Here is a 21,594-nt window from a genome sequence, read left to right on the forward strand (position 1 = left end):
GCGGTGCCCGAGCTCCCCGAGGTCGAGGTCGTCCGCGCCGGGCTGCAGCCCGTCGTCGCGGGCGCCGTCGTGACCGGTGTCGACGTGCTCGACCACCGGTCGCTCAAGCGTCATCGCGGTCCGTCCGACGACTTCGTCGACCGGCTCGTGGGCGGCACGATCGACGCGGCGGTCCGTCGCGGCAAGTTCCTCTGGTTCCCCTTCGAGCCCGCGGCGCCGCACGAGCAGCCCCTCGCCCTCGTCGCCCACCTCGGCATGAGCGGTCAGGTGCTGCTCCGCAGTCGCGACGCCGAGCCCGACCGCCTGATGCGCATCCGGCTCGACGTCGAGAGCCCCGCGCACGGGCCGGTCCGGCTCGCCTTCGTCGACCAGCGCATCTTCGGCTCGATGGCTCTCGACGACACGGTGCCCACCCTCGACGGGCGACCTGCGGGGTTCTCCGGAGCGCGCCTCCTCGGCTCTCCGGCCCCCGCAGGCGGCGCCACCTCCGACGTCGAGTCCGCAGCCGACGAGAACGCCGCAGCCTGGGTCCGCCGGGTGCCGCAGCAGGTCTCGCACATCGCCCGAGACCCTCTCGACCCGGCGTTCGACGAGAACCGGGTGCTGACGCGGCTGCTCGCGCGGCGCACCGGCGTCAAGCGGGCGCTGCTCGATCAGGGGCTGCTCAGCGGCGTCGGCAACATCTACGCCGACGAGAGCCTCTGGGCTGCTCGGGTGCACCCCGATCAGCCCACCGAGTCGTTCTCGCGGGCCCGCGCACGGGTGCTGCTCGCCGAGGTCCGCGTCGTGCTGCTCAAGGCGCTCGGCGAGGGCGGCACGAGCTTCGACGCCCAGTACGTCAACGTGAACGGCCAGTCCGGCTACTTCAGTCACAGCCTGAACGCGTACGGGCAGCAGGGCAGGCCGTGCCCCCGGTGCGGAGCCGAGATCGTGCGCGAGGCCTTCATGAACCGCTCGTCGCACTTCTGCCCGAGGTGCCAGCGCGTCCGCTGACCCATCCGCACCTATTCTTGAGCGACGGTCACCCCGCAGACAGGACCCGAGGAGGCGCGGCGCATGTACCTGAAGAGCCTCACCCTCAAGGGCTTCAAGTCGTTCGCCTCGCCCACGACGTTCGCGTTCGAGCCGGGGGTCACCTGCGTGGTCGGCCCGAACGGATCGGGCAAGAGCAACGTCGTCGACGCTCTCGCCTGGGTGATGGGCGAGCAGGGCGTCAAGAACCTCCGCGGCGGCAAGATGGAGGACGTCATCTTCGCGGGTACGTCGACCCGGGGCCCCCTCGGCCGGGCGCAGGTCGTGCTGACGATCGACAACAGCGACGGCGCGCTGCCGATCGACTACACCGAGGTGACGATCAGTCGCACGCTGTTCCGCAACGGCGGCAGCGAGTACGCGATCAACGGCGAGGGCTGCCGGCTGCTCGACGTGCAAGAGCTGCTGAGCGACTCCGGCCTGGGGCGCGAGATGCATGTCATCGTCGGTCAGGGGCAGCTCGACGCGGTGCTGCGGGCGACTCCGGAGGAGCGGCGCGGCTTCATCGAAGAGGCGGCGGGCATCCTGAAGCACCGCCGCCGCAAGGAGAAGACCCTCCGCAAGCTCGACGCCATGCAGGCGAACCTGACGCGGTTGAGCGACCTGGCCGGCGAGATCAGGCGGCAGCTGAAGCCGCTCGGGCGCCAGGCCGAGATCGCCCGCGAGGCGCAGACGATCGCCGCCGTGGTGCGCGACGCCCGGGCGCGGCTCCTCGCCGACGAGGTCGTCGGGCTGAAGCGGTCCCTCGACGACAGGTCGCGCAGCGAGGCCGAGCAGAGGTCCGAGCGCGAGCTTCTCACCGGCCGTCTCGGCGAGATCGCCGCCGACGAGCAGCGCCTCGAGCAGTCGATGGCGGGCGACGACGTCGACCGGGCGCGACGGGTCGCGTTCGAGCTCGAGTCCGTGCACGAGCGCCTCCGCAGCCTGTCGAGCCTCGCCCGCCAGCGCCTGCAGCTGCTCGCCCAGCAGGCCGAGCAGCCCGTCGCCGTGACCACGGTGTCGGCGGGCATGGTCGCCGACGCCCGAGACGAGGCCGAGCGCCTGCAGGGCGACGTCGCGGCGGCCGCCGAGGCCGTCGAGGAGGCCCGCGGCGGGCTGGCCTCCGCCCGTGGGGCGCTCGACGCCCTCGACGACGAGATCTCCGCCCAGAGCGCTCTCGTCTCGAAGCACGATCTCGAGGCCGGGCGCCTCCGCTCGGCGCTCGACCTGGCCCGGTCGCGACTCGCTGCGGTGCGGGGGGAGCGCCTCCGGCACGAGACGGCCCTGCAGTCCGCCGAGACCCGCCGTGACGCCGCGCACGCCGAGCTGGAGGCCCTCGACCACGAGGCGCCCGAGGGCGACGGGGTCGACCACGTCGCGGCCCAGGCGGCGGCCGAGAGCGATGCCGCGGCCCTGGGCGAGCGCGTCGACGAGCTCCGCGACCGCCTGCACGCGGCCGAGCGCGAGCGCGACGCCCTGGCCGCCCGGCGCGGGGCCCTGTCGTTGGCGCTCGACCGCGCCGACGGGTCGAGCGCGCTCCTGGCGGCCGAGCGACCGGGCGTGCGTGGCCGGGTGGCCGATCACGTGCAGGTGCGCCCCGGGTTCGAGGCGGCCGTCGCCGCGGCCCTCGGCAGCATCGTCGACTCCGTCCTGGCCGACGACTCGGCGTCGGCCTTCGACGCCATCGAGCACGCGACCGTCGACGAGCTCGGCCGGGTCGAGGTCGTCGTCGCCGAGCCCGAACGCCGTCTGACCACGCTCGACGTGGCCCTGCCGCCCGGGGCCGTGAGCGCCGTCTCGGTCGTCACCGCGCCTCCTGGTGTCCTCGGTCTGCTGGCGAGCACCGTCGTCGCCGACGACCTCGACGTCGCCCGGGCGACTCGAGCGGCCCTCGCCGCGCACCCCGTGCCGGTGACCGTCATCACGCGGTCGGGCGAGGTGCTCACCGACTACGTGCTGCGGGGCGGTTCGGGCGCCGAGCGCTCCCGGCTCGAACTGGTCGCCGAGCGCGACGCCGCGGCCGAGCGGCTCACCGCCGTCGAGGCGACGCTCGCCGACCTCGCGCCCGAGCACGACGAGGCGAGGCGCCGACTCGTCGAGGCGCGCGCGCTGGCCACCGCCTCGGCTGCGCAGGCGAAGGCGCAGGAGGCGCGGGTCGTCGACCACGAGCAGCGTCTCGGTCGTCTGCGCGCCCGGGTCGACGCCGCCGGGGCCGAGGTCGAGCGCCTGCGCGCGGCCCTGGTCGTCGCGAGCAGGTCCGCCGACGAGGCCGCGGTGGTCGTCGACGAGGCCACCGCCGCCGATGAGGTGCACCGCGCGAGGCCCCGACCGCTGCTCGACGTCTCGGCCCGCCAGGGTCTTCTCGACGAGGTCGAGGCCGCCCGTGCCGCCGAGCTCGAACGACGCGTCGTGCTCGAGACGGTGCGCGAGCGCGTGCGGGCCGAGGCCGCCCGCGCGGTCACGCTGCAGCGGCAGCTCGACGAGCAGCGCGAGGCGGCCGAACGGCAGGCGCGCCGCACGGTGATCCGTCAGCGTCAGATGGCGTCGACCTCGTCGGTGCTCACCGCGCTGCCGCCGACCGTCGACGCCGTGGCCCGGTCGCTCGACGAGGCGCGTCGCGAGCTGGCCGAGGCCGAACGCGCCCGCGCCGGCCGCAATGACGAGCTCGCCGCCCTGCGCCGCGACGCCCGGTCGGTCCGAGAGCGGCTCGACGCCGTCACCGAGAGCGTGCACGGCCTCGAGATGGAGCTGCACGAGAAGCGCCTGCATCTGTCGGGGCTGCTCGACCGGGCCGCCTCGGGGCTCGGCCTCGTCGAGGACGTCCTGATCGCCGAGTACGGCCCCGACGTGCCCGTGCCCGCCGAGGCGGCGCCCTCGGACGCGGCGCCCTCGGAGGGCGGCGTCGACGACGGGCCCGGGTCCGAGGGCAGCCCGTTCGACCGTGCCGAGCAGGAGGCGCGGCTGGCGAAGGCCGAGAAGAAGCTCGCCCGACTCGGTCGCGTCAACCCCCTCGCCCTCGAGGAGTTCGCGGCGCTCGAGCAGCGGCACGCGTTCCTGTCCGAGCAGCTGACCGATCTCACCCGCACCCGCGCCGATCTGCTCACGATCATCGACGACATCGACTCGACGATGCAGACGATCTTCGGCAGCGCCTTCGCCGACACGCAGGCGGCCTTCGACCGGGTGTTCCCCATCCTGTTCCCGGGAGGCACGGGGTCGCTGCAGCTCACCGACCCCGACGACCTCCTCGCGACGGGCATCGAGGTGACGGTGCGACCCGCCGGCAAGAAGATCGAGCGTCTGTCGCTGCTCTCGGGCGGCGAGCGGTCGCTGGCCGCGGTCGCCCTGCTGATCGCCATCTTCAAGGCCCGACCGAGCCCGTTCTACATCATGGACGAGGTCGAGGCGGCCCTCGACGACGCGAACCTCGGCCGTCTGCTCGCCATCTTCGAGGACCTCCGCGAGAACAGCCAGCTCATCGTCATCACGCACCAGAAGCGCACGATGGAGATCGCGGACGCCCTCTACGGCGTCTCGATGCGGCAGGACGGCGTCAGCGCCGTCGTCGGTCAGCGCGTCGTGGCGGAGCGCTCGGCCGGCTCGTGACGGTCCGGTGGCTGCCCGCATCGACATGACGCATCCGGTGCACCTCGGGCCGCGGACGGCCCCTGACGGGTCGCATCGACGAGCCGAGGAGGTGCGGGTCACCGATCAGGAGGCGCCCGGCACCACCCCGATCGCCCATGCCGTCGGCGGGGGAGTGCCGTTCAGCACCCACTCGCCCACGATGCGTCGCTTGAAGACCTGCGGGTTGTGCGAGGCGACGGTGCGCGCGTTCCGCCAGTGCCGGTCGAGCGCGGCGTCCACCGACACCCCGGAGGCGCCGAGGGCGTCGAAGAGATGCGAGGCGGCGGCGGGCACGCTGTCGCTCAGCACGGTCTGCGCACGGTAGACGTCGGCTCCGGCGCGGGCGACCAGGTCGCCGAGGTCGTCCGGTCGGGCGCCGTCGAGGGTGGCGAGGGCGACCCGCTCGACCGACTCGGCGCCGCGGCGGAGCAGGGCCTCCGCGGTGAACGCGGTCGCCGAGAGCTCGCCGACGACGGCCTGCAGCTGCGGGTCGTCGCGGGTGGTGTCGGCGTTGCCGTGGCTGTAGACGCGACTGCGGCCGGTGACCTTCGCCACCGCGTCCCGCACGACGGCGCGGGCGATGCCGGTGAGCACCGCGTTCAGCACGAGCTGGAAGTACGGCGTCTGGTGCGGCGCCCTCTCGATGCCGTCGAAGACGTGCTCCGGTCGCACCACGGCCGCGTCGAAGACGACCGTCCCCGTGCCGGTGTGGCGTTGACCGAAGCCGTCCCAGTCGTCGAGCACGGTGACCCCGGGCTGATCGACGCGGACGGCCACCGCCGTGTCGGGCAGCCCGTCGCGGCCGATCGTCACGTCGGTCCAGTCGGCGTAGAGGGTGCCCGTCGTGTAGTACTTCGTCCCGTGCACGGTCAGGGTGCCGTCGGGCGCCTCGACCAGCCGGGTCGCGGTCGTCCCCACCGCCGCCGAGCCGCGTTCGCTCCACGCGTTGCCGATCAGCTCGCCGTCCGCGACCCGACGCAGCCACTCGTCGCGGGCGGGCGACGGGGCGAACGACTTCTGGTCCTCCACGAACTCGAGATGCCCGCGCAGGGCGTGCGCCACGTTCGAGTCGGCCTCCGCCAGCTCGCTCAGGAGGTCGACGGCGTCGGCGAGACCGAGACCGAGACCGCCGTGCGAGACGGGGACGGTGAGGGCGCCGAACCGCGCCTCCTGAAGCTCACGGAGGGCCTGCCTCGGCAGCTCGCGCCGCTGTTCGCGGTCGACGGCGCCGTCGGCGATCCGCGCGAAGAGCCCGCCGAAGCGGGCCCTGGCCGACTCGAGGGTGAGCGGCGCCGCGCTCACGTCTGCGGCGCTCACGTGTAGAGCGACAGCGGCTGGAGGACGCCGGTCAGGTAGTGGGCGCCGACCTCGAGCCGCTTGTAGTCGACGGGGTCGTGCAGGCTGTGCGTCCGGGCGTTCCGCCAGTAGAGGTCGAGGCCGACCGAGCTGCGGGTCGAGCTCGAGCCGGTCGCCTCGAAGACCCGCGAGGTGGCGTCCGTGGCGAGGTCGCTCGAGACCACCTTCACCTTCGCGATCTCGATGGCGAGCGCACCCCGCGACTCGGCGGTCACCTCGTCGCCCTTCGCCGTCTCGGCGTCGAACAGGGCGCCGACGCGATCGGCCAGGGCCTCGACGGCCGCGGCCTGCGAGACCAGCTCGCCGTACAGCCGCCGGACGAACGGATCCTCCGCGTAGCGGTCGGCGTCGCTGAGGAACCAGGCGTTCGGCCGGGCCAGCGTGATGTCCCGGGCCGCGGCCAGCGCCCCCTCGGCGAGACCGAGGTACAGGTTGCCGAAGCCGAGCTGGATGGCCGCGGTGATCAACGTCGAGAACGGCTCGCCGTCGAGGGTGCCCAGCACGTCGTCGGGCTCGACACGGACACCCGTGAAGCGCACGCTGCCCGAGGCGCTCTGCCGCTGACCGAGGGCGTCCCAGTCGCCGAGGTGCTCCACCCCGTCGGCCCGCGCGTCGATCACGAACGCGATCACGTCGCCCTCGCGCTCGCCGCCGACGACCACCGCGTTCACCAGGGCCCGGTCTCCCGACGAGACGCCGGTCGAGAAGCGCTTGAACCCGTCGAGGCGGTACCCGTCGCCGTCCGGGGTCAGACGGAGGTCGGGGTCGACCGGGTTCACCGAGTCGCCCCACAGCCAGCGACCCTCGATGGTCCGCCGGTAGAAGCGCTCGCGCTCGCCGGCCGGAGCGCTCGTCGCGATGTTGGCGACGTTGACGTAGTGGTAGAGCAGCAGCTGGGCCAGCGATCCGTCGGCGCGGGCGAGCACCCGCACGACACGGAAGGCCGTCTGCCAGTGCGCCCCGCCGCCGCCGAACTCGGCGGGGTCGAGGAGGTTCACGAGGCCGCTGGTGCGGAGCGGCTCGAGCTCGGCGGTGGGGTCGTCGCCGCGACGGTCGCGCTCGAGCACGTCGCGGGCCAGGACGGCGGCGACCTCGGCGGCGACGGCCGTCCAGTGCGCCAGCTCGGCGGCGTCGGCGGTGCCGGTCCAATGGCTGCGCGGCTCGGTCGACGAGGCGGGGCGCGGCTCGGTCGACGAGGAGCCATCGGGCGCGGCCGGGGGAGCCGGGGCGGGCGTCGGCGGGTTCAGCAGATCGGTCATCCGTGGCCTCCAGTCGTGGGTGTAGTCGGTCACGCTAGGGCCGCCCCGGGGCGCGGCGGGCCCACCGTTACGCTCCGTGACCCTCTGTGACAGCGCGTGGCGGCGGGTCTTCCGCGCGGCCTCCCGAACCCTCCAGGATGTGGCCACCGCGGCCGTCCGCCGCGTCGACCGCACCGCACCGCACCGCACCGGCCCGGCCCACCAGCCGCCCCGTCGCCCCGTCGCCCCGTCGACCCTTCCCACCCCGAGGACACCATGACCGTCACCCGCCCCGCCCGACTCGCCTCCGTGGTCGCCGCCGCTCTCGGCGTCGTCCTCGTGCTCACCTCGTGCTCGCTGAAGACCTCGACGGCCGACGCCGACGACGTCCCCGCTCCCGCCGCCCCGTCGGCCGCGGCGGACGTCCCGAGTCTCGAGGGCAAGACCGTCGGCGTCGCCGCGAAGGACGTCGTCCACGACTTCAGCCGCATCGTCTACGAGAACGTCCAGGACCGCGTCGAGGCCCTCGGCGGGACGGTCGTCGCCACGCAGGCCGAGGCGAAGGACGACAAGCACGTCAGCGACATCGACGCCCTCGTCTCGCGCGACGTCGACGCGATCGTCGTCATCCTCGGCGACGCGACCACCCTCGCCCCCGAGCTCGAGAAGGTGCACGAGGCGGGCATCCCGCTCTTCACCATCGACAACGTCAGCGAGTACAGCGAGAACAACGTCACGAGCGACAACTGGCAGATCGGCTCGACCCTCGCGCGCACCATCGCGGAGGACATCGGCGGCACCGGCAAGGTGCTCGTCTTCAACGGCTTCCCGGGGGTGGCCCCGTGCCGCATTCGCTACGAAGAGCTGTCGCTCGTGCTGAAGGACTACCCGGGCATCGAGCTCATCACCCCCGAGCTGCAGGACAAGTACGTGGGCACGATCGAAGACGCCAAGCAGCAGGTCACCGACGCCCTGAAGCGCTACCCCGCGGGCGAGATCTCGGCCATCTGGTCGTGCTGGGACACCCCGCAGATCGGGGCGGCGCAGGCCGTCGACGCCGCCGGGCGCGATGAGATCAAGATCTACGGCGTCGACGCCGACCAGGGCGCCCTCGATCTGATCGCCGACCCCGACTCGTCGTACACCGCCACGGTGGCTCAGCAGAACTCGGCGATCGGCACGACGTCGGTCGACAACGTCGCGAGGTTCCTCGGCGGCGACGAGGCGGACGTCCCGGTCACCAGCTATCTGCCCCCGGTGCTCATCACCAAGGAGAACATCGCCGAGACCCGAGTCGAGCTGGGGCTGTGATCGCAAAGTCCGAGAGCCGAGGAGGCGCGGTGCCGGAGTCCGCATCGCCGCCGCCCCCGCAGGGCGCGGCCCTCGCGCTCCGCTCCATCGTCAAGTCGTTCGCCGGTGTCGAGGTGCTGCACGGCGTCGACCTCGACGTCGCACCCGGGGAGGTCGTCGCGCTGGTCGGCGAGAACGGCGCCGGCAAGTCCACCCTCATCAAGGTCCTGACGGGGTTCCACCCCGCCGACTCGGGCACCGTCTCGCTCGGCGGCGTCCCCGTCGAGATCGCGAGCGCCGCCGACGCCGAACGGCTCGGCATCCGGGTCGTCCATCAGGACCGCCACCAGGCGGGCCGGCTGACCGTCGCCGAGCAGCTCTACCTGGGCCGGTCCGAGGGTCGGCGCGGCTGGGTCTCGCCGCGGGCGCTCCGTCGTCGGGCCGAGGCCGACCTCCGCGCCTCCGTCGGGCTCGAGATCCGAGCCGATCTGCTGATCGACGATCTCACCGTCGCCGAGCGCCAGCTGGTGCAGATCGCGCGGGCCGTGCTGTCGGAGCCGCGGGTGCTGGTGCTCGACGAGCCCACGGCGCCCCTCGCGGCGCACGACGTGGCGCGGCTGATCGAGACCGTCGCGCGCCTCCGGAGCCGGGGCGTCCCCATCGTCTACATCTCGCACTACCTGCAGGAGGTGCACGACATCGCCGATCGCGTCGTCGTCCTCCGCAACGGCTCGGTCGTGGGCGAGGTCGATCTCCGGGCCGACCCGACCGCCGACGAGCAGGATCGTCTCGAGCGGGTCGTCGAGCTGATGGTCGGTCGCCGGGTCGACGAGTACGGCGGTCGCCGCCGCACCCCCGCTCCCGCCGGCGCCGAGCCCGCGCTCGTGGTCGAGGGACTGACCGTGGCGGGGCTCCTCGACGGGATCGACCTCGCGGTTCGCCCCGGCGAGATCGTCGGCGTCACGGGTCTCGTCGGCTCGGGCGTCGAGGTGGTGGCCGAGGTCGTGACGGGTCTCCGACGCCGAGGAGGCGCGGTGCGGGTCGGTGCCCGCAGCATCCGCAGCCCGGCCGGCTTCGTCCGCGCCGGGGGCGCCCACGTGCCGAGCGATCGGCGACGCGACGGCGTGATCCTGCGGCACACCGTCCGCGAGAACATCGCGCTGGCCAGCCCACGCGCCACCTCGCGGCTCGGCGGGTGGGTGGATCGCGGGCGGGAGCGCGCCCTGGCCCGAGAGCAGATCGAGCACGTCGACGTCCGGCCGGCCGACGGCGAGGCCGTGGCCGGGCGGCTGTCGGGCGGCAACCAGCAGAAGGTCGTGCTCGGTCGCTGGCTCGCCGCCGGCTCGACCGTCTTCTTGCTCGATCAGCCCACGGCCGGCGTCGACGTCGGCAGCAGGCAGGCCGTCTACGACCGGGTCGAAGGGCAGCTCGCGCACGGTGCCGCCGTGCTGCTGGTGTCCGTCGACCTCGAGGAGCTCGTCGGTCTCGCCGACCGCATCGTGGTGCTCTACCGAGGCCGGGTGCGAGCGGTGATCGAGCACGCCGACGCGAGCGTCGACCGCGTGCTGGCCGTCGCGTCGGGTGCCGATGCGTCCGTCGCCGGTGCCGGTGCCGGTGCCTCCGACGCCTCGATCGCCGAGGCCGTCGCATGACCGCGCTGAGCATCGTGCGGTCACGCCTGACCGCCAGGCGCCGTGGTGCGCCGAGATGGGTGTCGCTGCTCGGCTGGTCGGTCGTCGTCGTCGAGTTCATCGTCCTCGCCGCGGCGTCGCCGTCGTTCGCGACGACGGGCAACGCCGCGACCATCCTGTCGCAGGCCGCCGTCTACGCGATCGCCGGCTTCGGCCTGGCCGTGGTGGTCATCACCGGCGGCGACGACGTCGTGCGCGGCGGCATCGATCTGTCGAGCGGAGCCGTCGTGGCGGTCTCCGGGGTCGTCGCGGCCCTCGTCGCCGCCAGCGGCGCAGGCGCACTGTGGGCGATCGGCGCGGCGCTCGCGGTGTCGGCGGGGTTCGGCGCCGTCAACGGCACGGTCGTCGTGCTCGGCGTCAGTCCGCTGCTCGTCACGCTGGCGTCCGGCGGCATCATCACGAGCGTCGTGTACCTGGCCACCGGCAACGTCAAGGTGCCGCTCGACGACACGGTCTTCCGCTGGCTGCGCGACGGCGACCTGCTCGGCGTCCCGGCACCGGTCGTCGTCCTCGCGGGCGTCGCCGTCGTCGTCGGTCTCGCCGTGGGGCGCACCCCCTGGGGCGTCCGCAGCTACGCGGTGGGGGAGAACCCGACCGCGGCGTCGGTCACGGGCATCGCCGTCTGGCGCTACGTCGCCTCGAGCTACGTCCTGTCCGCCCTGCTCGCCGGGGTCGCGGGCATCGTGCTCGCCTCGCGTCTCGCGGCGGCCGTCCCCGACGTGGGCGAGCAGATCCTGCTCGACATCGTGCTCACGGCCTACATGTCGGTGGTGTTCTCCCGTCGGCTCGTCGTCACGATCGGCGGCACGCTCGTGGCCGCCGTCTTCGTCGCCGCGCTGGGCAACGGCTTCACGCTGCTCGGCATCGGCAGTCAGTGGGTCGGCGTCGTCAAGGGGGCGCTCATCCTGGCGGTCCTCGCCCTGGCCGCCGTCCGAGAGAGAGGGCTCGTCCGATGAGCACCGTCGTCGACCGATCATCCGCCGACCCGTCGTCCGGCGTGCCCCCACTCGGCGGGCCGAGCACGCCGGCGCCCGGCGCGCGGCACGCTCCCGGGTCCGCCGAGCCCGACCGCCTGCGTCGCCGGGCGACCCGCCTCCTCGCTCCGGGCGTGCTCGCCCTGATCGTGCTGGTCTTCGCGATCCTCACCCCGACGTTCGCGACCGGCGGCAACGCCGTGTCCGTCCTGTCGGCGGCGTCGCTGGTGGCCATCGCGGCGTGCGCCATGACGGTCGTCGTCCGGGGCGGGGGCATCGACCTCTCGATCGGCGTGGCCGTCGACCTGGCGGCCCTCGGCGCGACGGCGCTGATCGCCGACGGGTACGTGACCTGGTTCGCCGTGGTGGTGGGCGTCGCCTTCGGCACCCTCGCCGGGGTGGTCAACGCGCTGCTCGTGACGGTGCTGCGGATCCGTGCGTTCCTGGCGACCCTCAGCGTCTGGTTCGTCGGCACGAGCGTCCAGCAGCTGCTCACCGACGGCGGCGCGCCGATCTACCTGCGGCGCCCGACGACCCCCGACTCGTTCGCCGCCCTCGGCAACGCGACCGTGGCGGGGGTGCCGCTGCCGGTCGTCGTCGCGGCGGGGGTCGCGGTCGTCACCTGGCTCCTCCTCGACCGCACGCGCTGGGGGAGGGTCGTGACCGCCGCCGGAGAGCAGCGGACGGCGACGACGATCGCGGGCCGGGCCACCAGGCCGGCCCTCGGCGCCGCGTTCGTCGTCGCGGCGGCGATCGCCTCCGTCGCGGGCGTGCTGCTCGACTCACGGAGCTACGGCTTCGTCGGGGGCAGCGGCCAGGCGTACGTGCTCGACGCGATCGGCGCCGTGTTCATCGGGGCCACGCTCAGTCGCTACGGCCGACCGAACGTGCTCGGCACGCTCGTCGGGGTGCTGGTCTTCACCATCCTGTCGAACGGGCTGGCGCTGCTCGGGGTGAGCTACTACTACGACGGCCTCGTGCGGGGCGTCGTGCTCGTCGCCCTGCTCGTGACCGCGTCGGTGCTCGCACGGGGCACCCTGGGCCCGTCGATCCGAGGTCTGCGCCGACGGCGGCCCGCATCGACATGACGCGTCCGGGGCACCTCGGGCCCCGGACGGCCCCTGACGGGTCGCATAGACGAGCCGAGGAGGCGCGACCGACCTGATCGCGCCTCCTCGGCTCGTGCTCTCGTCTCAGCCTCGTCAGTCGATGTCGGTGTCGACGACCCCGCCGTTGATGCTCAGCACGTGCCAGGCGGTGCCGTCCCACTCGACCGTGTTCGCAGCTGCGTTCTCGATGTGCCCGACCTCGCGGCCGAGGATCTCGGACAGCACGAAGCGGATGATCGTCCCGTGGCAGACGACCACGATGTGGGCGTCGTCGCCGTCGAGCGGGAGGCGCGTGTCGCGGATCGTCTCGAGGGCGCCGATGCCGCGGCGGGCGACCGACTCGCGGGGCTCGATGTCGGGGTAGTCGGCGTTGGGCTCGTCGGGGATGGGCGACTCGGGGGTGCGACCCTCGTGAGACGCGTAGTCGCGTTCGATCAGCTCGTCGTACGCGTCGCCGAGCTCGATGCCCAGCTCGGAGGCGATGATGCGGGCGGTCTCTCGAGCACGACCGAGCGGCGACGACACGATGGCGCTCCACTCGACGCCGGCGAGCAGCCGCGCCGCCTCGTGCGCCTGCCCTCGTCCGGTCTCGTTCAGCGGGATGTCCGACGAACCCTGCAGCTTGTCGTTGAGGTTCCAGTCGGTCTGACCGTGGCGGATGAGTTCGAGGCGCATGGGGGAGTTCCGTTCCTGTGGATCCGTGCCGTGCGGTCGCGGGGCGCGACCGCACGACGGGTGGGGCTAGTGGTCGTCGTCGGTGCTGCTGGCGACGCCGGGGCGGTCGGCCGAGGCCGTCGCCGAGCGGGCGTCACGTCGGGTCTTCGCGAGGCTCAGCACGGTCGCGACGGCGATCGTCAGCAGGATGAACCCGAGCGAGAACCAGATCGGGATCTCGGGGATCCAGTCGATCGGCTCGCCGCCGTTGATGAACGGCACCTCGTTGACGTGCAGGGCGTGGAACAGCAGCTTGACGCCGATGAACGCGAGGATGACCGCGAGCCCCTGCGCCAGGTAGACGAGGCGCTCGAGCAGACCCGAGATCAGGAAGTACAGCTGACGGAGGCCCAGCAGCGAGAAGGCGTTCGCCGTGAAGACGATGTACGCCTCTTGAGTCAGACCGAAGATGGCCGGGATGGAGTCGAGTGCGAAGAGCACGTCGGTCAGGCCGATGGCGACCATCACCAGGAAGAGCGGGGTGAAGAGGCGCTTGCCGTCGACCTTCGTGGTCAGCTTCTGACCGTCGTAGTCCTTCGAGGTGGGGATGATGCGGCGGAGCGTGCGGATCAGCTTGCTGTCGGCCTCGTCCTTGTCGTCGTGACCGCCGCGCACCTGGCTGTAGGCGAGCCAGAAGAGCAGCAGGCCGAAGAGGTAGAAGACCCACGAGAAGTTCTCGATGATGACGACGCCGGCGGCGATGAAGAGACCTCGCGAGAGCAGGGCGATCGCGATGCCGACGAGCAGGACCTTCTGCTGGTAGATCCGCGGCACCGCGAAGCTCGTCATGATGATCAGGAAGACGAAGAGGTTGTCGACCGAGAGGGCCTTCTCGGTGACGTAGCCGGCGAAGTACTCGCCGCCGAAGGTCCAGTTCGAGAAGACGCCGACGCCGACGCCGAACAGGATCGCGATGCCGATGTAGACACCCGACCAGATGGCCGACTCCTTGATGGTCGGCTCGTGGGGGGTCCGCACGTGACTGAAGAAGTCGAAGAAGAGCAGGCCGATGATGCCGGCGATGGTGATCGCCCAGGTGATGAAATGGACGTCCATGTTCGTACCTCCAGTACGCAGCGGGTACCGAAGGTCTCCTCCACTCGCGGGGCGTCCTCTCGAACGCTTGCGAACCGGTGCACCGGGTCGAGATCGGTCTCTTCCGTATTGACGACGCCACCGCGCGGGAGTACTCCCCTTCAACTCGCCGAGCTTACAGCCTCTGCACGGTCTGCACGTCCGCCGATGGCCGAATAAGCTGGCGCACATGGCTTCCCCCTGGTCCCTCTCCGGTGCACTCCGTGGCATGTTCGCGAAGAAGACGATCGACGAGACCACCTGGGACGACCTCGAGGAGGCCCTGATCGGGGCCGACTTCGGCCCCGACGTCACCGAGCAGGTCGTCGACGACCTCCGCGCGAAGGTGCAGCGCTACAGCACGACCGATCCGGCCGACCTGAAGCGCATGCTCCGCGAGGTGCTCGAAGAGCGTCTGTCGAAGCTCGACTCCACCCTCAAGCTGAGCAACCGACCGGCGGTCGTGCTGATGGTCGGGGTGAACGGGGTCGGCAAGACGACGACGATCGGCAAGTTCGCGAAGTTCCTCCGCAACTACGACCGGTCGGTGGTCGTCGGGGCGGCCGACACCTTCCGTGCGGCGGCCGTCGAGCAGGTCGCGACCTGGGCCGACCGGGCCGGGGCGCGCATCGTGCGCCCGCAGCAGCCCGGCCAGGACCCTGCCTCGGTGGCCTACCAGACGGTCGAGCTGGCCATGCGCGAGGGCATCGAGATCGTGCTGATCGACACCGCGGGGCGACTGCAGACGAAGTCCGGCCTGATGGACGAGCTCGGCAAGATCAAGCGCGTGGTCGAGAAGCAGACCGAGATCGCCGAGGTGCTGCTCGTGCTCGACGCGACGACCGGCCAGAACGGTCTCGCGCAGGCTCAGGCGTTCATCGAGCACGCGGGGGTGACCGGTCTCGTGCTGACGAAGCTCGACGGCTCGGCCCGCGGCGGGTTCGTCCTGGCCGTGCAAGAGCAGACCGGCATCCCCATCAAGCTGGTCGGTCAGGGCGAGGGCATCGGCGATCTGACCGGCTTCACCCCGCACGTCTTCGTCCAGAACCTCATCGCGTAGTCGCGGCCCGCCCCGCCCGGGCGGGGCGACTCGATCGCAGGAGGCGCGGCGTCGGTTAAGCTGTCGTCACCATGGCCACATTTGGAACGCTCTCCGACCGCCTCGCGGACACCTTCAAGAACCTCCGCAACAAGGGCAAGCTCAGCCCTGCCGACGTCGACAGCACCGTCCGGGAGATCCGGCGCGCACTGCTCGACGCCGACGTCGCCTTCGAGGTCGTCAAGGCGTTCACGACGACGGTGCGCGAGCGCGCCCTGGGCGACGAGGTCAGCAAGGCGCTGAACCCCGCCCAGCAGGTCGTGCAGATCGTCAACGAAGAGCTGGTCGAGATCCTCGGCGGCAAGCAGCGTCGTCTCGAGTTCGCGAAGAACCCGCCCACCGTGATCATGCTCGCCGGTCTCCAGGGTGCGGGCAAGACGACCCTCGCCGGCAAGCTGGCGAAGTGGCTCGCCAAAGACGGTCACACGCCGCTGCTGGTCGCGGCCGACCTCCAGCGACCCAACGCGGTGCAGCAGCTGCAGGTGGTCGGCGAGCAGGCCGGCGCCGCCGTCTTCGCCCCCGAGCCGGGCAACGGCGTGGGCGACCCCGTGAAGGTCGCCAAGCAGGCCATCAAGTTCGCGCGCGACAAGGTCTACGACACGGTCATCGTCGACACCGCCGGTCGACTCGGCGTCGACGCCGACATGATGAAGCAGGCCGCGAACATCCGGAAGGCCGTCGACCCCGACGAGGTGCTCTTCGTCATCGACGCGATGATCGGTCAAGACGCCGTGGCGACGGCGAAGGCCTTCCAGGAGGGGGTCGACTTCACCGGCGTCGTGCTGTCGAAGCTCGACGGCGACGCGCGCGGCGGTGCGGCGCTGAGCGTCGCGTCCGTCACCGGTCGGCCCATCATGTTCGCCTCGACCGGCGAGTCGCTCGACGACTTCGAGCCGTTCCACCCCGATCGCATGGCCAGCCGCATCCTCGACCTCGGCGACATCCTCTCGCTCATCGAGCAGGCTCAGCAGGCGTTCGACGAAGACGAGGCGATGGCGGTCGCGCAGAAGATCGCGACCGACTCGTTCACCCTCGACGACTTCCTCAAGCAGATGCAGCAGCTGCGCAAGATGGGGTCGATCAAGGGCATGCTCGGCATGCTGCCGGGTGCCAAGGGCATGCGCGAGCAGCTCGAGAACTTCGACGAGCGCGAGATCGTCCGCACCGAGGCGATCATCCAGTCGATGACCCCTCAAGAGCGGCAGCTCCCGAAGCTGCTGAACGGTTCGCGTCGTCTGCGCATCGCCAAGGGCTGCGGCATGACCGTGACCGACGTCAACCAGCTCGTGCAGCGCTTCGAGCAGGCGTCGAAGATGATGAAGACCGTGGCCAAGGGCGGCGTGCCCCAGGTCCCCGGCATGGGGCCGATCCCCGGCGCCTCGTACGCCGGCAAGCGGCCGGCGGCGAAGAAGAAGGGCTCGAAGGCGGGCAACCCGGCCAAGCGCGCCGCTCAGAACGCCGCTCTGGCCACCGGCAAGCCCGCGGCCTCGCCCGGTGCGGCCGGCTCGGGCTTCGGGCTCGGCGGCGGCAAGGGCGACAAGGCGCCGACCCCCGAAGAGCTCGCGTCGCTGCAGAAGATGCTCGGCCGCAGCTAGCCCGGCTGCAGCCAGCCCGATCGCAGCCGGCTCGGTCGCAGCCGGCTCGGTCGCAGCCGGCTCGGTCGCAGCCGGCTCGGTCGACCGTGTGCGATCGCACCGGGGGAGTCGCGTGCTGGAGCGACGTCCTCGGCGACCGGCACCGCGCCTCCTCGGCTCAGACCCGCGGGGTGACGCCCTCACGGAGCTCGCGCACCAACGACGACACGACCGGGCGGAGGTCGCCGCCGTGGCGGGCCGACACCGACAGCTGGCGCTGGTAGCTCGCACCGTGCTCGACGATCGTGTCGAGCGACCGCAGCTCGGCCAGGCAGCCGAGCCGTTCGGCCGTGGGCTCGAGCCGCACGACGAGGTCGCGGAGGTCGTCGGTGACGAGCCGCTCGTCGCCGTCCGAGTTCTGGATGACGATGGCGTCCATCCCGTACCGGGCCGCCCGCCACTTGTTCTCACGGACGAACCACGGCTGCATCTGCGGCGGTTCGTCGCCGTCGTCGAGCGACTGCGACATGTCGTCGACGAGGCACTGGACGAGCGCCGCGACCGCGCCGACCTCCTCGAAGGTGGCGATGCCGTCGAAGACCCGCGTCTCGAGGGTGCCCCACTTCGGTGACGGCCGGATGTCCCAGCGGAGCTCGCTGTGGTGGTCGATGACGCCGGTGTGCGTCATGTCGGCGACCATTTCCTCGTAGTTCGCCCAGGCGCCGAACTGCGGGGGCAGCCCGGCGGTCGGCAGCTGCTGGAACATGAGGGCGCGGTTCGAGGCGTACCCGGTCTCCTCGCCGACCCAGAACGGGCTCGACGCCGTCAGCGCCTGGAAGTGCGGGAGATACGTCAGGAGGCCGTTCAGGATCGGCAGGGCCTTGTCGCGGGAGTCGATGCCGACGTGGACGTGCACCCCCCAGATCATCATCTGGCGTCCCCACCAGCGGGTCCGGTCGATGAGGGTGGCGTAGCGCTCGTTGCCGGGCGTGACCTCCTGGTCGGAGTAGCGGCCGAAGGGGTGCGTCCCGGCGCACAGCAGGTCGGCGCCCAGGGTCTCGGCGGGGCGGTGGACGGCGTCGATGGTGGACCGGAGGTCGTCGACCGCGTCGGGCACCCGGTGGTGGACCCCGCTCACGACCTCGACGGTGTTGGTCAGCAGCTCGTGGGTCAGTCGCACGGGGCCGCCGTCGTTCAGGTGCTCGAGGTCGGCGAGGATCGCGGGCGCGTGCGGGGCCAGATCGCCGGTCTCGCGGTCGACGAGGGCGAGCTCCCATTCGATGCCGAGCGTCGACCGCTCCGAGGTCGTGAAGTCGATCCGCATGCTCGAGGCCCTCCGTCGGTCCGCCGCGGGCGTCCGGTGTCGCGCGCGGCGTCCATCCTGCCAGCCGAGCCGGTCGGGAGACCGCAGGAGGCGCTCCGCCGTCACGCAGGGACGCGCCGTGAAACCCGATCACCGAGAATTGGTGGATCGCGTCGTTCTTCTGCAACAATGGTGGGTCGAGTCTCCGTCCGCCCGACCCTCTAATCAGGCGGCCGATCAGACCCCATCAGAGCTTTCGAGCCGAGTGTGCCCCCACGCTCACGGCTAGCAACTCGCCCACATCACATCACACAGGAGAATTGTGGCTGTCAAGATCCGTCTCAAGCGTATGGGCAAGATCCGTGCCCCCTACTACCGCATCGTCGTCGCCGACTCGCGCACCAAGCGCGACGGTCGCGTGATCGAGGAGATCGGCAAGTACCACCCCACCGAAGAGCCCTCGTTCATCGAGGTCGAGTCGGACCGCGCGCAGTACTGGCTCGGTGTCGGCGCACAGCCGACCGAGCAGGTCGCCGCGCTGCTGAAGCTCACGGGCGACTGGGGCAAGTTCCAGGGCGACGCCGACGCCGTCAGCACCGTCAAGACCAAGGCTCCGAAAGAGGCCTTCGTCGCCGACGAGAAGAAGAAGCCGGTCCTCGTCCCCAAGTCGGAGAAGCCCGCCAAGGCCGAGGCTCCGGCCGAGGCCCCTGCCGACGACGCCGAGACCACCGAGGCGTAGTCAGTGCTCGCACCTGCACTCGAACACCTCGTCCGGGGGATCGTCGATCACCCGGGCGAGGTGCAGGTCGTGGCCTCGACCTCGCCTCGCGGCGAGGTGCTCGAGGTGCACGTGCATCCCGACGACCTCGGTCGCGTGATCGGTCGCGCCGGTCGAACCGCGAAGGCTCTGCGCACGCTCGTCACGGCTCTGGCCGACGGCAAGCGCGTCCGGGTGGACGTCGTCGATGGTGACGTCTGAGCCGTGAGCACCGAAGAGACCACCCAGCTGAGGGTCGGGCGACTGACCAAGCCGCACGGCTTGAAGGGCGCCCTCAAGCTCGAGCTGTTCACCGACACCCCTGAGACGCGATTCGTGCCGGGTGCCGAGTTCACCCTCCAGGTCCCCGAGACCAGCGAATGGCACGGCAAGACCCTGACCCTCGCCGAACTGCGCTGGTACAACGGCCACCCCGTCGGGTTCTTCGAGGGTGTCGCCGACCGCACCGGCGCCGAGTCGCTGGTCAAGGCCATCCTCTGGGTCGACCAGGATCTCGCCCAGCTCCCCGAAGAAGACGACGCCTGGTACCACCACCAGCTGATCGGTCTCCGGGTCGAGCGCGACGGCGTCCAGGTCGGCACCGTGGCCCGCATCGACCACCTCCCCGCCCAAGACCTCCTGGCCGTCGCCACCCCGACGGGCGAGGTGCTCGTGCCGTTCGTCTCCGCTCTGGTGCCGTCGGTCGACATCGACGCCGGGGTGGTCGTCGTGACGCCTCCTGCGGGGCTCTTCGAAGAACTCGTCGACACCGACGGCGACACGCAGCCGACCGACGAGGTCTGACCGTGCGCATCGACATCGTGTCGATCTTCCCCGAGTTCTTCGGGGTGCTCGACATCTCGTTGCTCGGCAAGGCCCGTCAGCAGAAGCTGCTCGACGTGTCGGTGCACGATCTGCGCGATTTCGCGCACGATCGGCACCGCACCGTCGACGACACCCCGTACGGCGGGGGCGCCGGGATGGTCATGCGTCCCGAGCCCTGGGGCGAGGCGCTCGACCACGTCTTCAGCGACGACTCCACTCCCGAGACGACGACCATGATCGTCCCCTCCCCGGCGGGCACCCCGTTCACGCAGGCGGTGGCGAGAGAGCTGGCGCTCGAGCAGCACCTCGTCTTCACGTGCGGTCGCTACGAGGGCATCGACCAGCGGGTCGTCGACCACGCGGCGACCCGCGTCACCGTCCGCGAGATCAGTCTCGGCGACTACGTGCTGAACGGCGGCGAGGTCGCCGTCGTCGCGATGATCGAGGCCATCGGCCGTCTCGTCCCGGGCATGGTCGGCAACCCCGCCAGCCTGACGGAGGAGAGCCACGAGAACGGACTCCTCGAGTACCCCAGCTACACGAAGCCATCGTCGTGGCGGGGTCTCGACGTGCCTCCGGTGCTCCTCAGCGGCAACCACGGGGCGATCGCCTCCTGGCGGCATGAGCAGCAGATCGAGCGGACCCGACGGGTCCGCCCCGATCTGATCGACTGACGCACGTCGGAGCGACTCGCGGGCGTCCGTCCGCCGACGCGATGCAGGAGTTCCCCACCCTGCTTCCGTACTCTGTCTGCATGACGGCACGCCGCGTCCTCTTCCGCCTCCTCTGGCCTCTGGTGTTCGCCCTGCCCCTCTGGGTCATGTTCGGTCGCGCCTTCTTCGGCGTGCCTCTCGGGCTCCAGTTCGTCGGCCAGGTCTTCCTGGTGCCCCTGCTCTTCGTGGGTCAGGTGGTCGCCGCTGGTCTCGTCGTGGCCCGGCGCAGCGTGCGGACCGGCCGTGCCGTCTCGTGGCTCGACGCCGGTCTGCTCGGCACCGCCTGGGTCGCACAGCTCGCGCTGGGGTTCTTCCTGGTCGACAGCTCGGCAGGGTCGCGGGCCGCGTCGGCGTTCACCGCTGTGGCGGGCGGCGGTCTCGATCTGTCGACCGCGCTCTTCGCTCTCTCGGCCGTCGTCACGATCGCGTCGGTGATCGCTCTCATCGCCTCCGGGGTCTGGCAGCTGCTGCGCGAGACCGGTGAGCGGGTGGCCGCGTCGATGGCCGACCTCGACCGCGTCGCCGGTCTCGGGGTCGCGCAGGCCGGGGCGGCCGGTGGTCGCCCGTCGGACGCCGGCGGGATGCGCGGTCCGGCCCGCGGCGACGGCCCGGTGATCCGCATCGAACCCCGGGGCGAGGGCGACGCTAGCCGCTCCGACGCATGACCCGGCGGTAGCGGCTGGGCTCCGGCCTGTGGCACACTTGTTGTTTGTGCCTGCGCACGACTCTGCCACAGGGGAGTCTGCCATCTCAGCGCACATCCTCTTCATCACGAATCGGTGGTCTCCCACCACGAACGGCAGTCGACCTGTGGCGGTTGCAGAGAGCGAACGACTATGCACATCCTCGACGCGGTTGACTCCGCCAGCCTCCGTACGGACGTCCCCGACTTCCGTGCCGGCGACACCGTCAAGGTGCACGTGAACATCATCGAAGGCACGCGCTCGCGTGTCCAGGTCTTCCAGGGTGTCGTCATCGGCAAGCAGAACGAGGGCGTCCGCGAGACCTTCACGGTCCGCAAGGTCAGCTTCCAGGTCGGTGTCGAGCGCACGTTCCCCGTCCACTCGCCGGTCATCGACCACATCGAGATCGTCAGCCGTGGCGACGTCCGCCGCGCCAAGCTCTACTACCTGCGCGAGCTGCGCGGCAAGAAGGCCAAGATCAAGGAGAAGCGCGACCGCTGATCGCCTCCTAGATCCCGCCCGAGCTCCCCGCCGTATACGATGGCGGGGAGCTCGG

19 protein-coding genes are annotated in these 21,594 nt (G+C 71.6%); 14 read left to right on the forward strand and 5 right to left on the reverse strand.

Translation table 11 applies throughout. The features are described 5' to 3' along the window. Positions 1–3: 3 nt before the first annotated feature. Both SOM13_RS05175 and smc read left to right on the forward strand, forming a co-directional pair. Positions 4–993: an Fpg/Nei family DNA glycosylase gene (locus SOM13_RS05175; protein ID WP_320479044.1), complete on the forward strand. Its 990-nt coding sequence runs from the start codon at positions 4–6 to the stop codon at positions 991–993. A gap of 63 nt (positions 994–1,056) precedes the next feature. Further along, a complete protein-coding gene (gene smc, locus SOM13_RS05180; RefSeq protein WP_320479045.1) occupies positions 1,057–4,617 on the forward strand; it encodes a chromosome segregation protein SMC in 3,561 nt (1,186 codons plus the stop codon). 105 nt (positions 4,618–4,722) lie between these two features. On the opposite strand, the gene SOM13_RS05185 is transcribed toward smc, so the two are convergent. Both SOM13_RS05185 and SOM13_RS05190 read right to left on the reverse strand, forming a co-directional pair. Beyond that, positions 4,723–5,955 (reverse strand): acyl-CoA dehydrogenase family protein, encoded by a 1,233-nt coding sequence (locus SOM13_RS05185; RefSeq protein ID WP_320479046.1) that lies wholly within the window; start codon positions 5,953–5,955, stop codon positions 4,723–4,725. After that, positions 5,952–7,286: an acyl-CoA dehydrogenase family protein gene (locus tag SOM13_RS05190; RefSeq protein ID WP_243214631.1), complete on the reverse strand. Its 1,335-nt coding sequence runs from the start codon at positions 7,284–7,286 to the stop codon at positions 5,952–5,954. Before SOM13_RS05190 ends, SOM13_RS05185 begins: the two co-directional genes overlap by 4 nt. A gap of 222 nt (positions 7,287–7,508) precedes the next feature. On the opposite strand from SOM13_RS05190, the gene SOM13_RS05195 reads away from it, so the two are divergent. From SOM13_RS05195 to SOM13_RS05210, 4 genes are read left to right on the forward strand one after another with little or no spacing between them, the layout of a single operon-like run. Beyond that, positions 7,509–8,543, forward strand: a complete 1,035-nt coding sequence (locus SOM13_RS05195; RefSeq protein ID WP_320479047.1) for a substrate-binding domain-containing protein — start codon at positions 7,509–7,511, stop codon at positions 8,541–8,543. Continuing rightward, the gene (locus SOM13_RS05200; RefSeq protein ID WP_320479048.1) at positions 8,540–10,174 is read left to right on the forward strand and encodes a sugar ABC transporter ATP-binding protein; all 1,635 of its coding nucleotides are present in this window, start codon (positions 8,540–8,542) and stop codon (positions 10,172–10,174) included. The genes SOM13_RS05195 and SOM13_RS05200 overlap by 4 nt, the downstream gene beginning before the upstream one ends. Further along, positions 10,171–11,169 carry an ABC transporter permease gene (locus SOM13_RS05205; RefSeq protein ID WP_320479049.1) on the forward strand — a complete coding sequence of 333 codons (999 nt, stop codon included), beginning with the start codon at positions 10,171–10,173 and terminating at the stop codon, positions 11,167–11,169. Before SOM13_RS05200 ends, SOM13_RS05205 begins: the two co-directional genes overlap by 4 nt. Further along, positions 11,166–12,275: an ABC transporter permease gene (locus SOM13_RS05210; RefSeq protein ID WP_320479050.1), complete on the forward strand. Its 1,110-nt coding sequence runs from the start codon at positions 11,166–11,168 to the stop codon at positions 12,273–12,275. The genes SOM13_RS05205 and SOM13_RS05210 overlap by 4 nt, the downstream gene beginning before the upstream one ends. A gap of 114 nt (positions 12,276–12,389) precedes the next feature. On the opposite strand, the gene SOM13_RS05215 is transcribed toward SOM13_RS05210, so the two are convergent. Both SOM13_RS05215 and SOM13_RS05220 read right to left on the reverse strand, forming a co-directional pair. Then, on the reverse strand, positions 12,390–12,971 hold the full coding sequence (locus tag SOM13_RS05215; RefSeq protein ID WP_192058340.1) for a histidine phosphatase family protein: 582 nt from the start codon (positions 12,969–12,971) through the stop codon (positions 12,390–12,392). Between the two features lie 66 nt (positions 12,972–13,037). Then, positions 13,038–14,066 (reverse strand): TerC family protein, encoded by a 1,029-nt coding sequence (locus tag SOM13_RS05220; RefSeq protein WP_320479051.1) that lies wholly within the window; start codon positions 14,064–14,066, stop codon positions 13,038–13,040. 208 nt (positions 14,067–14,274) lie between these two features. Between SOM13_RS05220 and ftsY the strand changes: the two genes are divergently transcribed. Together ftsY and ffh are read left to right on the forward strand one after the other, a co-directional pair. After that, on the forward strand, positions 14,275–15,144 hold the full coding sequence (gene ftsY / locus SOM13_RS05225) for a signal recognition particle-docking protein FtsY (protein WP_055796393.1): 870 nt from the start codon (positions 14,275–14,277) through the stop codon (positions 15,142–15,144). 71 nt (positions 15,145–15,215) lie between these two features. Next, entirely contained in the window at positions 15,216–16,778 is a 1,563-nt protein-coding gene (gene ffh / locus SOM13_RS05230) for a signal recognition particle protein (protein WP_192058336.1), read from the forward strand. Positions 16,779–16,935: 157 nt separating this feature from the next. Here ffh and SOM13_RS05235 read toward each other — a convergent pair whose 3' ends face one another. Further along, the gene (locus SOM13_RS05235; protein ID WP_243214622.1) at positions 16,936–18,081 is read right to left on the reverse strand and encodes a glutamate--cysteine ligase; all 1,146 of its coding nucleotides are present in this window, start codon (positions 18,079–18,081) and stop codon (positions 16,936–16,938) included. Positions 18,082–18,382: 301 nt separating this feature from the next. Here SOM13_RS05235 and rpsP point away from each other — a divergent pair, with 301 nt between their 5' ends. The 6 genes from rpsP (at position 18,383) to rplS (ending at position 21,539) form a co-directional block, all read left to right on the forward strand. After that, the gene (rpsP, locus tag SOM13_RS05240) at positions 18,383–18,799 is read left to right on the forward strand and encodes a 30S ribosomal protein S16 (RefSeq protein WP_192058332.1); all 417 of its coding nucleotides are present in this window, start codon (positions 18,383–18,385) and stop codon (positions 18,797–18,799) included. A 3-nt stretch (positions 18,800–18,802) separates the two neighbouring features. Next, positions 18,803–19,039, forward strand: a complete 237-nt coding sequence (locus SOM13_RS05245; protein ID WP_192058329.1) for an RNA-binding protein — start codon at positions 18,803–18,805, stop codon at positions 19,037–19,039. Positions 19,040–19,042: 3 nt separating this feature from the next. Then, positions 19,043–19,621 carry a ribosome maturation factor RimM gene (rimM, locus tag SOM13_RS05250; RefSeq protein ID WP_192058327.1) on the forward strand — a complete coding sequence of 193 codons (579 nt, stop codon included), beginning with the start codon at positions 19,043–19,045 and terminating at the stop codon, positions 19,619–19,621. Positions 19,622–19,623: 2 nt separating this feature from the next. Further along, the gene (trmD, locus tag SOM13_RS05255) at positions 19,624–20,316 is read left to right on the forward strand and encodes a tRNA (guanosine(37)-N1)-methyltransferase TrmD (RefSeq protein ID WP_320479052.1); all 693 of its coding nucleotides are present in this window, start codon (positions 19,624–19,626) and stop codon (positions 20,314–20,316) included. An 80-nt stretch (positions 20,317–20,396) separates the two neighbouring features. Next, positions 20,397–21,020: a hypothetical protein gene (locus tag SOM13_RS05260; RefSeq protein ID WP_320479053.1), complete on the forward strand. Its 624-nt coding sequence runs from the start codon at positions 20,397–20,399 to the stop codon at positions 21,018–21,020. A gap of 171 nt (positions 21,021–21,191) precedes the next feature. Continuing rightward, positions 21,192–21,539 (forward strand): 50S ribosomal protein L19, encoded by a 348-nt coding sequence (gene rplS / locus SOM13_RS05265; protein WP_192058321.1) that lies wholly within the window; start codon positions 21,192–21,194, stop codon positions 21,537–21,539. The last annotated feature ends 55 nt before the right edge of the window (positions 21,540–21,594 follow it).

This window comes from Frigoribacterium sp. CFBP9030, from assembly GCF_034045195.1.
Taxonomy (GTDB): Bacteria; Actinomycetota; Actinomycetes; order Actinomycetales; family Microbacteriaceae; genus Frigoribacterium.